Consider the following 12,695-nt stretch of genomic DNA (forward strand, 5'->3'; position numbering starts at 1 on the left):
GGGACGAGGGGGTGGTCACCGGTGACCGAGCTGCCCTCCCGGTGGCGGATGCCGTTGGCCGGGGCGACCGTGTGCGCGGTGCTGGTGGCGATCGTGATCGTGTTGCGCGAGGACTCGGTGCCGCCGCCTGCCGCGCCGGCAGGCACGGTCTCCGATCAGCCGATGGTGCTGGTGCTGCGCGCGGTGGACTTCGTGCACGAGCGGCACTGGTTCGGTGTGCAGGGCCGGTGCCAGGAGACCGACGCCCGGCGGTGCGCGCACACGTTGCTGGAGTCCGAGCACGGCCAGGTGCGGTCGCGGGAACTGCCAGCCGAACTACGCGGGCAGCGCGGCGGGACCGCGGTCGGGGTGACCGTGCTCGGGCCGGAACGGCTGCTGGTGCAGAGCGATCCGGGACGGCGCTGGTACTCCGCTGATCGCGGGCAGCACTGGGCCGAGGTCGGCCCGGACGCGCCGCCGGTGGGCGAGATCCCGCCGAACGGCGTCCTGGAACGCCACTGCGAACCGCTGCCCGGCTGCACGCCGAAGATCATGGTGACGCTGCCGGACTCCGGTCGCCGGGCCGAGCTGCGCGGGGTGCCGCCGCTGACCGAGATCGTGCTGCACACCGGATTCGCCGACGCCGACGGGAAATGGCGCCTGGTGGGCAGGCGTGCGGACCGGCCGGTGCTGGCCGCCAGCGCGGACCGCGGCCGCAGCTGGCAGGTCGGCGAACTGCCGCCGGGACCGCGTGGCCAGTTGATCGACGCCGAGGTGGCGCTGTCCGGCCGCAGCACCTACCTGCGGCTGGCGAGCAGGCCGCCGGAGCGGGACGGCAAACCCGCGACGGCCTTGTACCGCGACGACGGCGCCCGCTGGCAGCTGGTCTGGCAGTCCGATCCGGCCGGGCCGGAACCGCGTTCGCTGACCGGGGTGCTGCCCCGGCCGGGCGGGCAGCTGGCCGCCACCGACGAGCGGGGCGACGGCTGGGTGAGCGCCGACGGCGGCCGCTCCTTCCAGCCCGCCCGGCCCGAGGACCAGATCCCGCGCGGCCGGCCGCGGCGGGCCCGCACCGGCTACCTGGCCGAGGCAGGCAACACACTGAGCCACTCCCCCGACGGCGTGCGCTGGACGCCACTGCCGAACGGATGAATCGATGACCCGCAACCGGATCCTGCTCGCCCTGCTCGCGGTGGCCCTGCTGGCCGCGGTGCTGGTGGTGCTGCGCGAGCAGGCCGGACCACCGCCGCCGGAGCCGCCGGGTCCGACCGCGATCGCCGAGCAGCCGCGGCCGACCATCCTGGAGACCGCGGACTTCGCCGACGAACGGCACTGGTTCGGGCTGCGCGCCCAATGCCGGGAGCCGAACCGGGACCGGTGCGTGCGCACGCTGGTCACCGTCGAGGACGGGGCGCCGCGGGTGCGCGAGCTGCCCGAGGAACTGCGCGGCGACCAGGAACACCAGCGGCTCACCCTGCTCGCGCTGGGGCCGCGCCAGGTCGCGGTGCGCAACCGGTACTTCCGGAGCTGGTACTCCGGGGACGCCGGGCAGAGCTGGGCCGAGGTGCACGAGCGGGCCGCGCCGGTGGACCGGATCCCACCGGCCGCGGTGCTGGAGCGGGACTGCTCCCTCTCCGGCTGCGAACAGCGGATCGTGGTCGTGCTGCCGGAGTCCGGGCGCCCTGCCGAACTACGCGGGCTGCCACCGCTGACCGACCCGCACCCGGTGCCGATCCCGGACGGCCAGGGCCACTGGCGGGTGGTCGGGACGCTCGCCGGGAAACCGGTGGTGGCCACCAGCGCGGACCACGGGAACAGCTGGCAGACAAGCGCATTGCCGCCCGGCGGGCCCACGGAGATCGAACGCGTGCAGCTGATCCCGGCCGGGGACCGCGGCTACCTCCAGGTCGACGGCAAGCCGCCGCCCGGCGGCGACACCAGCACCGGCCTGTACCGGGGGGAGGGCGCGGACTGGCGGCTGGTCTGGCGCAGCACCCCCGGCGAGAAGCCGCTGAGCGGCATGTACGGCCTGGTCCCCGCGCCGGGGAACCGGCTCGTCTCCCTCGACCACCAGCGGGCCACCGGCGTGAGCGAGGACGGCGGCCGCACGTTCCGGCCGGCCCGGCCCGAGGAGGAGCTGCCCGGCGTGTGGATCAGCCACACCCGGAAGGGCCACCTGGTCACCTCCTTCACCGACATCAGCCACTCCCCCGACGGCGGCACCTGGACCGTCCTGCCGAAAGGCTGAACCCCATGCGCCGCAACCGGATCCTGCTCGCCCTGCTCGCGGTGGCGCTGGTCGCCGCGGTGCTGGTGGCACTGCGCGAGCAGGCCGGACCACCGCCGCCGGAGCCGCCGGGTCCGACCGTGTTCGCCGAGCCGCCGCGGGAAGCCGTGCTGGAGACCGCGGACTTCGCCGACGAACGGCACTGGTTCGGGCTGCGGGCCCGGTGCCACCGGCCACCGATGTTCGGGTGCGTGCGCACGCTGCTGGCAGTCGAGGACGGGGTGACCCGGGTGCGCGAGCTGCCGGAGGAACTGCGTGGCGAGCAGGAACGGCCGCAGGTCAGACTGATGACGCTGGGGCCGCGCCAGGTCCTGGTGCACACCAGGTACTTCCGGAGCTGGTACTCCGGGGACGCCGGACAGAGCTGGACCGAGATCCATGAGCGGGCCGCGCCGGTGGACCGGATCCCGCCCGCCGCGGTGCTGGAACGGGACTGCACCCTCGCCGGGTGCGAACAGCGGGTCGTGGTCGTCCTGCCGGACTCCGGCCGCCGCGCCGAACTACGCGGCCTGCCACCGCTGACCGAGGCGCACCCGGTGCCGATCCCGGACCGGCAGGGCCGCTGGCGGGTGGTCGGGGTGCTGGACGGGAAACCGGTGGTGGTCACCAGCGCGGATCAGGGGCACAGCTGGCAGGTGCGCGCGCTGCCGCCCGGCAGTCCGGACAAGATCGAACGTGTCCGGCTGACCTCCGCCGACGGCGGCATGTACCTGCAGATCGATGCCGTGCCTCGGCAATACCCGAGCGATATCCCCACATTCCTGTACCGCGGCCAGGGCGAGGGCTGGGAGCTGGTGTGGCGGAACGATTCCGGCGAGCAGCCGCTGCGCTCCCTCTACGACCTGGTGCCCGGTCCCGGCGGCCGGATCACCGCACTCGACCAGCAACGCCTCAACCGGGTCAGCGAGGACGGCGGCCGCACGTTCCGGCGGGCACGGCCCGAGGAGGAACTGCCCGGCGAGTTCATCTGGCACGTCCGGACCGGCCACCTGATCGGCTCGCAGACCGAACTCCGCCACTCCGTCGACGGCGTGGCCTGGACGCTGTTACCCAAGGACTGAATCCCATGCGCCGCAACCGGATCCTGCTCGCCGCCCTGGTGCTCGCACTGGCCGGGACGGCCGTGTTGGTACTGCGGGAGGAGGCCGGACCGCCGCCGCCCGAGCCGGAGGCCGCCGCCGAGCCGCCCCGGCGGATCGCGTTGCGGGGCGTGGAGTTCGCCGACGAGCGGCACTGGTTCGGGGTGCGTGCCCACTGCCGCGACGACGGTCAGGACTGGTGCGCGCACACGTTGCTGGCCGGGCAGGACGGCCGGGTGGCGCCGCGCGAGCTGCCACCGGAACTGCGTGGCGACCAGCAGCACCTGGCAATCAACCTGGTGGCGCTGGGGCCGTCCCGGCTGGTGGTGTGGGAGGGGTCGCGCCGCTGGTTCACCGCCGACGCCGGGCAGAGCTGGACCAGGGTCGACGAGGACGCCCCGCCGGTGGACCGGATCCCGGCGGGCGCGGTGCTCGAACCGGACTGCACGCCCACCGGCTGCGCGCCGCGGGTGCTGGTCGTGCTGCCGGAGTCCGGGCGCAGGGCCGAACTGCGTGGACTGCCACCGCTGGGCGACGTGCGCCCGGTGCCGCACCCGGACGCCGCGGGCCGCTGGCGGGTGGTCGGGACGCACCGCGGCCGACTGGCCGTGGCCGACACCGCCGACGCGGGGCGCGGCTGGCAGGTGCGGGAGCTGCCGCCCGGTCCGGTGGCCAGGCCGAAACGCGTGCAGCTGGTCTTCGCAGGGCACACCGGATACCTGCTGATCGACGGCGAGGCCCAGCCGCAGGGCCGCGTCCTGCAGAACCTGTATCGCGGCGACGGCCAGCGGTGGGAACTGAGGTGGCACAGCACCGAGGGCCGGTACCCGAACGTCCTGTTGGCACTCATCCCCCGGCCGGACGGCAGGCTGACCGGGCTCGACCAGGCGAGTCAGACCTGGGTGAGTGAGGACAGCGGCCGGTCCTTCCGCCCGGCGCGGCCCGAGGAGGTGCTCAACGGGTGGGCGGCCTACCCCACCCGCTCCGGGCACCTGCTGGCCGCCGAAACCGATACCAGCCACTCCCCCGACGGCGTAACCTGGACTCTCCTGCCGAAGGGCTGAACGCCATGCGCCGCAACCGGATCCTGCTCGCCGCCCTGGCTCTCGCGGTGGCGGTCACGGCCGTGGTGGCGTTGCGCGAACAGGCCGGGCCGCCGCCGGAACCCACCGCCGCACCCGAGACGAGCGCCGAACTGGAACCGGACCGCGCGCCGACCGGGATCGTGGCCCTGGACTTCGCCGACGACCGGCACGGTTACGCGGTCCGCCGGGTCTGCCGGGACGGCCCGGCCGATGTCTGCCAGGCGCACCTGCTGGCCACCACCGACGGCTTCCAGTCCGCCGAGCACCGCGACCTGCCGCCAGGGGTCGGCGGCTACCTGGGCGGGCTCACCGGGTTCGTGGTGCTGGGGCCGCAACGCCTGCGGGTCGGCGCGGGCCCGGATCAGCACTACAGCGGGGACGGCGGGCGGAGCTGGACCAGGGTCGAGGGCGAGGCGGCGCCGGTGGACGGGATCCCGGCCGGGTCGCGGCTGGAACGGCAGTGCCAGCAGAGCCGGTGCGTGCTGCGGGTGGTGCTGCCAGGGTCCGGGCAGTCGGCGGCGTTGCGGCACCCGCCCGCGCTGACCGATCCACGCCCGCTGCCGGTGCCCGCGCGGGACGGGCGCTGGTGGGTGGTCGGCCGGGCCGTCGACGGGCGCGCGCCGGTGGTGGCCAGCAGCGTGGACGGACGGGACTGGCTGGTGCGGGAACTGCCCGCGGCGCCCTATGCCGGCTGGTGGCAGGCGGGTGTGGCGGTGGCGGGCAACGCGGTGTACGTCGGGGTGACCGGGCCGGGGGCGGAGGCGGCCGGATCGCTGCTGACGCTGTACCGCAGCGGGGACGGCGGCGCGAGCTGGGCCAGGGTGCAGGCCGGGGTGGCCAGCCCCTCGCTGACCGCGGCCCTGGTGGTCGGCGCGGACGGCGAGCCCCGGCTGCTGGACCGGTCAGGACAGACCGTGACCGGGACCGGCGGCGGCCGCGAGTTCCGGACGGTGGCGGCGGAGCAGCGGCTGCCCAAGGGCACGGTGACCTGGACCCGCGGCGGCTACCTGGCCGAAACCCCCTACGAGCACCTGGTCTCCGCCGACGGCAGCACCTGGACCCGGCTCTGGGTGGCCTGAATCCCGCTCACCACGGCGCGCCCAGTTCGGTGAAGGTGGCCATCCGCTCGGCCGACGCGGTCACCAGCGCGTCCACCCCGGACACGATCACCCGGCGCCGCTCGCCACTGTCCACTTCGGACAGAAAGCGGTCCGGGACACGCCCTGGGGCCGGGGCATCGCCGATGGCGGCGACCACCTCGGTGAAGGTGCGGCAGTCGGCAAGGGGTGAGCGCAGCGGGGTGCCGTCCGCGCGAAAGTCCAGCAGGTTCGCCAGCAGGTCGGACCGCGGTGGGGTCGGGACGGGTTCGCCGTCGACGGTGAGCAGGTCCGCTTCGTAGGCCAGTTCGGCCCGGCGGGTGCTGCCGTGCGCGATCAGCCGGGGTGCGGTGGACTGTTCGGCGGCCAGGGTGACCGCGACGGTGACGGTGGGGTGCGCGGCGAAGCGCAGGCGCACGCAGCCGGTGTCGTCGGCCTCGATGTCCCTGGCGCGGAACAACTCCAGGTCCAGGCCGAGTGGCCGGGCCCGCTGCGCACCGGCGGCGACCAGGGCGGCGTGCACGGTGTGCGCGAACGGGTTGCTCAGCGCGCCGTCCAGGACCGGTTCGCCGTGCAGGCGACGGCGGCCCGCCCAGGGCGCGCGCCGGTAGTAGGCGTCGGTCCGGGTCCAGGCGCCCTGGCCGCCGATGCCGCGGACCTCGCCGAGGCCGCCGTCGGCGACCAGCTCGGCCAGCCGGTGCAGGGCCGGGGAACCCATGGTCTGGAAGCCGACCTGGCAGCGCCGCCCGGTCTCCGCCTCCAGCGCGAGGAGTTCCTCCAGGGTGGCCAGGTCGAGCACCGGGGGTTTCTCCAGCAGCACATCGCTGCCCGCACGCAGGGCGGCCACGGTCAGCGCGCGGTGGGTGTGCGGCGGGGTGGCGATGATGGTGACCGCGGGCGCCTCGGCGGCCAGCAGCACGGTCAGGTTCGGGTGGTGCCGCACCCCGGGCGGCAGCGGGCCGGGATCACGCGGGTCGCAGACGGCGACCAGGTCGATCCGGCCCTGCTCGTGCAGGTCCCGGGCGTGCTGAAGGTGGTGGCGGCCGTGGCCGTGCACTCCGGCCAGTGCCAGCCGGGGCGCACCGCTCACGGTTCCTCCCGCAGGCTCGCCGCGGTGGCGGCCAGCGCGAGCGGTCCGGCCACCACCAGCGCGAGCGGCGGCAGCGTCCACACCAGGACACCGGCCACCACGTGCGCGGTGGCCAGCAGCAGGAAGGCCCCTGGCCCCAGCACGGCCTTGCCGTAGGCGGCGCGCACCGCGGACAGCCAGCCCCGACCGGTCGCCCCTGCCACCGCCGCGGTCAGCGTGAGCAGGGTGAACGCGCACAGGCTGACCCCGGCGACCAGCCAGCGCAGCACCGCGCCACCGGGCAGGGACAGGTCCAGCAGCAGGCTCAGGTTCAGCGCGAGCAGCAGGCTCGCGGCGACGAAGGCCACCCCGGCGAGCAGGTGCCTGCGCAGGCCGTCGGCGAGGGTGTCCCGGAAGACCGGCAGCAGCGCGGGCGAGTCACCCTCGCGCCAGCGGGCGATGACCGCGCAGGCGGCGGCGAACCCGGCTGGCAGGGTCAGCACCGGCACCGCGCACAACGCGACGAGCAGGCCGAGCAGGACGGTGTCGGACAGTGCGGACAGGCGGTCCCACCACACGGTGGGGCGCCGTAGGTGCCCGGCAGGCGTCCGATCCGCCATCGGCGTTCACCCCTTCAAGCCCGAGGTCGCTACACCTTGAACCAGGAAGCGTTGGAAGGCAAGGAAGAAGAGCAGGATTGGCACCAATGAGAGCACCGACATGGCGAACATCGCGCCGTAGGCCGAGGAGGAGGTCTGGTCGATGAACAGCCGCAGCCCCACCGGGATCGTGTAGTTGTCGGCGGAGTTGAGGTAGACGAGCTGGCTGAAGAAGTCGTTCCAGGCCCAGATGAAGCTGAACAGCGCGGTGGTCACGATCGCCGGCCTGGCCAGCGGCAGCACGATGTGCCGGAAGGTGGCGAACGGGCCGCAGCCGTCGATGGTGGCCGCCTCGTCCAGCTCCCGTGGGATACCGCGCATGAACTGCACCATCAGGAACACGAAGAACGCGTCGGTGGCCAGGATCTTCGGCAGCACCAGCGGCAGGAAGGTGTCGATCAGGCCGGTGCGCTGGAACAGCACGTACTGCGGGATCAGCGTGACGTGCGCGGGCAGCATGATGGTGAGCAGGGCGAAGGCGAACAGCGGCGCGCGCAGCCGGAACCGCAGCCGGGCGAAGGCGAATCCGGCCAGCGCGCAGGAGATCACGTTGCCCAGCGCGGTGCCGGTGGCCACGATCAGCGAGTTGCCAAGGAAAGTGCCGAACCCGACGCCACCGGCGCCTTCCAGGGCCTGCTGGTAGCCGCTGAGGTCGATGACCTTGGGCCACAACGTGTCCAGCCTGCCCATCAGTTCGGCGACCGGGCGGACCGAGGCGGTGAGCAGCCAGAGCAGCGGGTAGAGCACCAGCAGCAGCGCGGCGAGCGCGGCCAGGTGGGTGGCCAGCAGCCGCAACCGGCGGGCGGTCATCGGCCGGCCAGGTCGTCGCCGTAGAACACCCAGCGGCGGGCCGAGCGGAACAGCAGCGCGGTGACCAGGGCGATCACCAGCAGCAGGATCCAGGCCATCGCGGCGGCATAGCCCATGCGGAAGTCACCGAACCCGCGTTCGTAGAGGTAGAGGGTGTAGAACAGGGTCGCGTCGGCCGGTCCGCCGCGGCCGGAGCTGATGATGAAGGCCGAGGTGAACGCCTGGAAGGCGTGGATGGCCTCCAGCACCAGGTTGAAGAAGATCACCGGCGAGAGCACCGGGAAGACCACGCTGACCAGCCGCCGCCACCAGCCAGCGCCGTCCACCGCGGCCGCGTCCAGCAGGTCCGGCGGGATCTGCTGCAACCCGGCCAGGAAGATCACCATGGGCGCGCCGAACTGCCAGGCGGAGAGCAGCACCACCGCCCACAGCGCCCAGTCCGGATCGTCCACCCAGCTCGGCGTGCTGATGCCCAGCTGCCCGAGCAGGGAGGGCACCGCGCCGCCGCGGTCGAACAGCGAACGCCAGGCCAGCGCCAGTCCGACGCTGGCGCCCAGCAGCGAGGGCGCGTAGAAGGCGGAGCGGTAGAAGGCTTTCCCCCGGCCGCGCAGCGAGTTCAGCAGCAGCGCGGCGGCGAAGGCGAGCAGCAGTTTCAGCGGCACCGAGACCAGCACGTACTTCAGCGTCACCACGACCGCGGTGCGATAGCGGTCGTCCTGGGTGAACAGCTCGACGTAGTTGGCCAGACCTACCCAGCGTGGGGTCTCGAACAGGTTGTAGTCGGTGAAGGAGAGGTAGAGCGAGGCGGCCATCGGCAGCAGGGTCAGGGTGACCGCGCCGAGCAGCCAGGGCAGCAGGAACACGTAGGCCGGCCACGCGCGTTGCCGCATGGCCACCCCCGTCCACCCAGAATGAAAGCGTTTACCAAGGCGGACCGTAGGCGGCGGATCAGGCGGGTGTCAACAACTTCAGCCGACGATGGAGCGCAGCCAGGCATCGGTCTGGCGCTGTCCGCACAGCCGCACCACGGGCAGCGGGGTGGGCAGCATCTCGCGCACCCGCGCGCGCACCTTGGGGTAGGTGGTCCAGGCCCAGCGAATCACGTGTTCCGGGTCGGTGAGGATGGTGTGCAGCGGTGGTTCCTGCTCGCCGTTCCACAGCGGCTCGCGGCGACCGCGGCGACTCAGCGTCCGCCAGGTGACCCGGCGGATCACGGTGTGCCGAGGGTGGTCCAGCCACACCATGAGGTCGGCCCGTTCGGCCAGCAGCGGCCGCACCGACTCGTACTGCCACTCGCACACCCAGCTCTCGCTGTTGGCGAATTCGGTGACCTCGGCCAGGAAGGTGGGCCGGGGAATCCACTGTGGACCGTGGTAGAGCGCGTCCAGCTCGACCGCGGGCGCGGCGAAGATCCGCGCCAGCTCCCGGACCATGGTCGTCTTCCCGGCCCCGGAGGCGCCGGCGACGAGGATGCGGCGGGGTTTCTGACTCAACGGCTCGGCCCAGTGGAGCAACACGGCAGGTAGCTTACTGGCGTACTCTGCGTATCCGAATGTCATTTATCTCCGGAGGCCTGCTTGTCAGGGCCGACCATGTTGCGGAGGGGTCGCTCGGATGCGCCGTTGGATGTTCGCGCTGGCCACCGCGATGGTGGCCTCCGGTATCGGGGTGTCGGTCAACGTGGCCACCGAACTGGGCACGAACGTGTGGGCCTGGGTCGCGGTTGGCGTGCTGACGCTGGCCGCGGCGGGGGTGGCGCTGTGGGCGCAGGCATCCTCGGCCGAGGACGACGGCGAGCGCGGCGGCTCGGTGACCAACTCGGTCAGCGGCACGGTGACCGGCTCGGTGGTGCAGGCCAGGGACATCTCCGGGCCGGTGAACCTGGGCCGCCCGGAGGAGCCGCGCCGCTGAACCGGCGTGGGCGCGACCTCCCGGTCACGCCCACGCGCCTGACTCAGTGCGCGGCCTCGTCCCAGGACTGGCCGACCCCGACCGAGACGTCCAGTGGCACGTCGAGCTGGTAGGCGTTGCCCATGTGCTCGCGCACCAGGGCCTCCACCGCGGCCCGTTCGCCCTCGGCGATCTCCAGCACGAGTTCGTCGTGCACCTGCAGCAGCATCCGGGAGCGCAGGTCGGAGCCGGCGATGGCCTGGTGCACGCCCAGCATGGCGACCTTGATGATGTCGGCCGCGCTGCCCTGGATGGGGGCGTTGAGGGCCATCCGCTCGGCCATCTCGCGGCGCTGGCGGTTGTCGCTGTTGAGGTCGGGCAGGTAGCGGCGGCGGCCGAGGATGGTCTCGGTGTAGCCGTCCCGCCTGGCCTTCTCCACGACCTCGTGCAGGTAGTCGCGGACGCCGCCGAAGCGGGCGAAGTAGGCGTCCATCTGGGCGCGGGCGTCCTCGGCGGAGATCCGCAGCTGCTGGGCCAGGCCGTACACCGACAGGCCGTAGGCCAGGCCGTAGGACATGGCCTTGACCCGGCGGCGCAGTTCGCCGGTGACCTCGCCGGTCGGCACGTCGAATGCCTGGGCGGCCACGTAGGTGTGCAGGTCCTCGCCGGAGTTGAACGCCGCGATCAGGCCCTCGTCCTTGGACAGGTGGGCCATGATGCGCATCTCGATCTGGCTGTAGTCCGCGGTCATCAGCTCCGCGTAGCCGCCGCCGACCACGAAGGCCTGCCGGATGGTGCGGCCCTCCTCGGTGCGGATCGGGATGTTCTGCAGGTTCGGCTCGGTGGAGGAGAGCCTGCCGGTGGCGGCGATCATCTGGTTGAACGTGGTGTGGATGCGGCCGTCGTCGGAGACCGACTTGAGCAGCCCGTCCACCGTGGTCTTGAGCCGGGTGGCGTCCCGGTGTTCGAGCAGGTGCGCCATGAACGGGTGCTGGGTGTCCTCGTAGAGCTTCTGCAGCGCCTCGGCGTCGGTGGTGTAGCCGGTCTTGGTGCGCTTGGTCTTGGGCATGTTCAGCTCGTCGAAGAGCACCACCTGGAGCTGCTTGGGCGAGCCCAGGTTGATCTCCTTGCCGATCACCCCGTAGGCGTCCTGGGCGGCCTGCTTGACCCGGCCGGCGAAGTGCGCCTCCAGCTCGGTGAGCTTGTCGTCGTCCACCGCGATGCCGGTGATCTCCAGCTCGGCCAGCACCCCCAGCAGCGGCAGTTCCAGCTCGGCGAGCAGGCCGGTTGCGCTGATCCTGGCCAGTTCCTCATCCAGCGCGCCCGCCAGTTCGGCCACGGCGCGGGCCCGGAGGAGTTCCCTGGTCGCGGCCTTGGCCACGGTCTCGGTCTCGTCCTCCAGCAGGGAGAGCTGGCCGTCGCCGCCGGTGTCCTCGGCACGCAGTTCGCGCTGGAGGTAGCGCAGCACCAGGTCGCCGAGGTCGAAGGAGCGCTGACCGGGGCGGACCAGGTAGGCGGCCAGGGCGGTGTCGGAGGTGAGCCCGGCCAGCGTCCAGCCGCGGGCACGCAGCGCGTAGAGCGGTCCCTTGACGTCGTGCGCGGCCTTGGGCGCGGCCGGATCGGCCAGCCAGGCGGCCAGTGCCGCGTCGTCCTCGGGGGTCAGCGCGGTCACGTCCACGAAGGCGCCCTGACCGTCCACAGTGGACAGCGCGATGCCGGTGAGGTCACCCGCGCCGCGGGCCCAGTCACCGACGAAGGACAGGCCGAGCCTGCCGCCGCGCCCGTGTTCGCCCAGCCAGTCCGCGACCGCCCCTGAGGCCAGGGTCTCGCCGCTGACCTCGAAGCCCTCCTCGGCCTCGGGTTCGGCGGTGGACAGGGTGGCGAACAGGCGGTCCCGCAGCACCCGGAACTCCAGCTCGTCGAAGAGCCGGTGCACCGCGTCCCGGTCCCAGGACTGGGCGGCCAGGTCGGCGATGGTGGCCGGCAGTTCGACGTCCCTGACCAGTTCGGTGAGCCGCCGGTTGAGCAGCACCGCGTCCAGGTTGGCCCGCAGGTTCTCCCCGGCCTTGCCCTTGACCTCGTCCACCCGGTCGACCAGCGCGGCCAGCGAGCCGAACTCCTGGATCCACTTGGTGACGGTCTTCTCGCCGACGCCGGGGATCTTGGGCAGGTTGTCCGAGGGGTCGCCGCGCAGCGCGGCGAAGTCCGGGTACTGGTTGGGCGAGAGGCCGTACTTGGCCTGCACCGCCTCCGGGGTGAACCGGGTCAGCTCGGAGACGCCCTTGACCGGGTACAGCACGGTCGTCTTGGGCGTGACCAGCTGCAGCGCGTCCCGGTCCCCGGTACAGATGAGCACGTCGAACCCGTCCGCCTCCGCCTGGGTGGTCAGCGTGGCGATGAGGTCGTCGGCCTCGAAGTTCTCCTTGCTCAGGAACGGGATGGCCAGCGCGGAGAGCACTTCCTGGATGAGGCTGACCTGCCCGCGGAACTCATCCGGCGTGGCACTGCGGGTGGCCTTGTACTCGGCGTAGGCCTCGGTGCGGAAGGTGACCCTGGAGACGTCGAAGGCGACCGCGACATGCGACGGCTGCTCATCCCGGAGCAGGTTGATCAGCATCGAGGTGAACCCGTACACCGCGTTGGTGGTCTGCCCCGTCGCGGTCTGGAAGTTCTCCTTGGGCAGGGCGAAGAAGGCCCGGTAGGCCATCGAGTGCCCATCGATGAGCAACAGTCGGCGCGC

12 protein-coding genes are annotated in these 12,695 nt (G+C 72.8%); 6 read left to right on the forward strand and 6 right to left on the reverse strand.

The features are described 5' to 3' along the window. Positions 1-21 precede the first annotated feature (21 nt). Genes HNR67_RS36940 through HNR67_RS36960 form a run of 5 tightly spaced genes read left to right on the forward strand, consistent with a single transcriptional unit; the run spans position 22 to position 5,509 of the window. Entirely contained in the window at positions 22-1,131 is a 1,110-nt protein-coding gene (locus HNR67_RS36940; RefSeq protein WP_185007660.1) for a sialidase family protein, read from the forward strand. A 4-nt stretch (positions 1,132-1,135) separates the two neighbouring features. Continuing rightward, positions 1,136-2,227: a beta propeller repeat protein gene (locus tag HNR67_RS36945; protein ID WP_185007662.1), complete on the forward strand. Its 1,092-nt coding sequence runs from the start codon at positions 1,136-1,138 to the stop codon at positions 2,225-2,227. 5 nt (positions 2,228-2,232) lie between these two features. After that, positions 2,233-3,327, forward strand: coding sequence for a hypothetical protein (locus HNR67_RS36950; protein ID WP_185007664.1), 1,095 nt, complete (start codon positions 2,233-2,235; stop codon positions 3,325-3,327). Positions 3,328-3,332: 5 nt separating this feature from the next. Beyond that, on the forward strand, positions 3,333-4,409 hold the full coding sequence (locus HNR67_RS36955) for a hypothetical protein (RefSeq protein WP_185007665.1): 1,077 nt from the start codon (positions 3,333-3,335) through the stop codon (positions 4,407-4,409). Positions 4,410-4,414: 5 nt separating this feature from the next. After that, the gene (locus tag HNR67_RS36960; protein ID WP_185007667.1) at positions 4,415-5,509 is read left to right on the forward strand and encodes a hypothetical protein; all 1,095 of its coding nucleotides are present in this window, start codon (positions 4,415-4,417) and stop codon (positions 5,507-5,509) included. A 7-nt stretch (positions 5,510-5,516) separates the two neighbouring features. Here HNR67_RS36960 and HNR67_RS36965 read toward each other — a convergent pair whose 3' ends face one another. The 5 genes from HNR67_RS36965 to HNR67_RS36985 form a co-directional block, all read right to left on the reverse strand. After that, positions 5,517-6,617 carry a Gfo/Idh/MocA family protein gene (locus tag HNR67_RS36965; RefSeq protein ID WP_185007669.1) on the reverse strand — a complete coding sequence of 367 codons (1,101 nt, stop codon included), beginning with the start codon at positions 6,615-6,617 and terminating at the stop codon, positions 5,517-5,519. Beyond that, positions 6,614-7,216, reverse strand: coding sequence for a hypothetical protein (locus HNR67_RS36970; protein ID WP_185007671.1), 603 nt, complete (start codon positions 7,214-7,216; stop codon positions 6,614-6,616). The genes HNR67_RS36965 and HNR67_RS36970 overlap by 4 nt, the downstream gene beginning before the upstream one ends. 6 nt (positions 7,217-7,222) lie before the next feature. Beyond that, on the reverse strand, positions 7,223-8,065 hold the full coding sequence (locus HNR67_RS36975) for a carbohydrate ABC transporter permease (protein WP_185007673.1): 843 nt from the start codon (positions 8,063-8,065) through the stop codon (positions 7,223-7,225). Further along, positions 8,062-8,955, reverse strand: a complete 894-nt coding sequence (locus HNR67_RS36980; protein WP_185007675.1) for a carbohydrate ABC transporter permease — start codon at positions 8,953-8,955, stop codon at positions 8,062-8,064. Before HNR67_RS36980 ends, HNR67_RS36975 begins: the two co-directional genes overlap by 4 nt. Positions 8,956-9,033: 78 nt before the next feature. Continuing rightward, entirely contained in the window at positions 9,034-9,582 is a 549-nt protein-coding gene (locus HNR67_RS36985; protein ID WP_312988904.1) for a P-loop NTPase family protein, read from the reverse strand. Positions 9,583-9,679: 97 nt separating this feature from the next. Between HNR67_RS36985 and HNR67_RS36990 the strand changes: the two genes are divergently transcribed. After that, positions 9,680-9,976, forward strand: a complete 297-nt coding sequence (locus HNR67_RS36990) for a hypothetical protein (RefSeq protein ID WP_185007679.1) — start codon at positions 9,680-9,682, stop codon at positions 9,974-9,976. A gap of 43 nt (positions 9,977-10,019) precedes the next feature. On the opposite strand, the gene polA is transcribed toward HNR67_RS36990, so the two are convergent. After that, a complete protein-coding gene (gene polA, locus HNR67_RS36995; protein ID WP_246493877.1) occupies positions 10,020-12,662 on the reverse strand; it encodes a DNA polymerase I in 2,643 nt (880 codons plus the stop codon). Positions 12,663-12,695 lie beyond the last annotated feature (33 nt).

It is taken from the genome of Crossiella cryophila (assembly GCF_014204915.1).
In the GTDB taxonomy this organism is placed as follows: domain Bacteria; phylum Actinomycetota; class Actinomycetes; order Mycobacteriales; family Pseudonocardiaceae; genus Crossiella; species Crossiella cryophila.

Coding starts and splice junctions, on each gene's coding strand:
- HNR67_RS36945 (WP_185007662.1), top strand. CDS start 1,136: ATGACCCGCAACCGGATCCTGCTCGCCCTGCTCGCGGTGGCCCTGCTG.
- HNR67_RS36950 (WP_185007664.1), top strand. CDS start 2,233: ATGCGCCGCAACCGGATCCTGCTCGCCCTGCTCGCGGTGGCGCTGGTC.
- HNR67_RS36955 (WP_185007665.1), top strand. CDS start 3,333: ATGCGCCGCAACCGGATCCTGCTCGCCGCCCTGGTGCTCGCACTGGCC.
- HNR67_RS36960 (WP_185007667.1), top strand. CDS start 4,415: ATGCGCCGCAACCGGATCCTGCTCGCCGCCCTGGCTCTCGCGGTGGCG.
- HNR67_RS36970 (WP_185007671.1), bottom strand. CDS start 7,216: ATGGCGGATCGGACGCCTGCCGGGCACCTACGGCGCCCCACCGTGTGG.
- HNR67_RS36975 (WP_185007673.1), bottom strand. CDS start 8,065: ATGACCGCCCGCCGGTTGCGGCTGCTGGCCACCCACCTGGCCGCGCTC.
- HNR67_RS36980 (WP_185007675.1), bottom strand. CDS start 8,955: ATGCGGCAACGCGCGTGGCCGGCCTACGTGTTCCTGCTGCCCTGGCTG.
- HNR67_RS36990 (WP_185007679.1), top strand. CDS start 9,680: ATGCGCCGTTGGATGTTCGCGCTGGCCACCGCGATGGTGGCCTCCGGT.
- polA (WP_246493877.1), bottom strand. CDS start 12,662: ATGGCCTACCGGGCCTTCTTCGCCCTGCCCAAGGAGAACTTCCAGACC.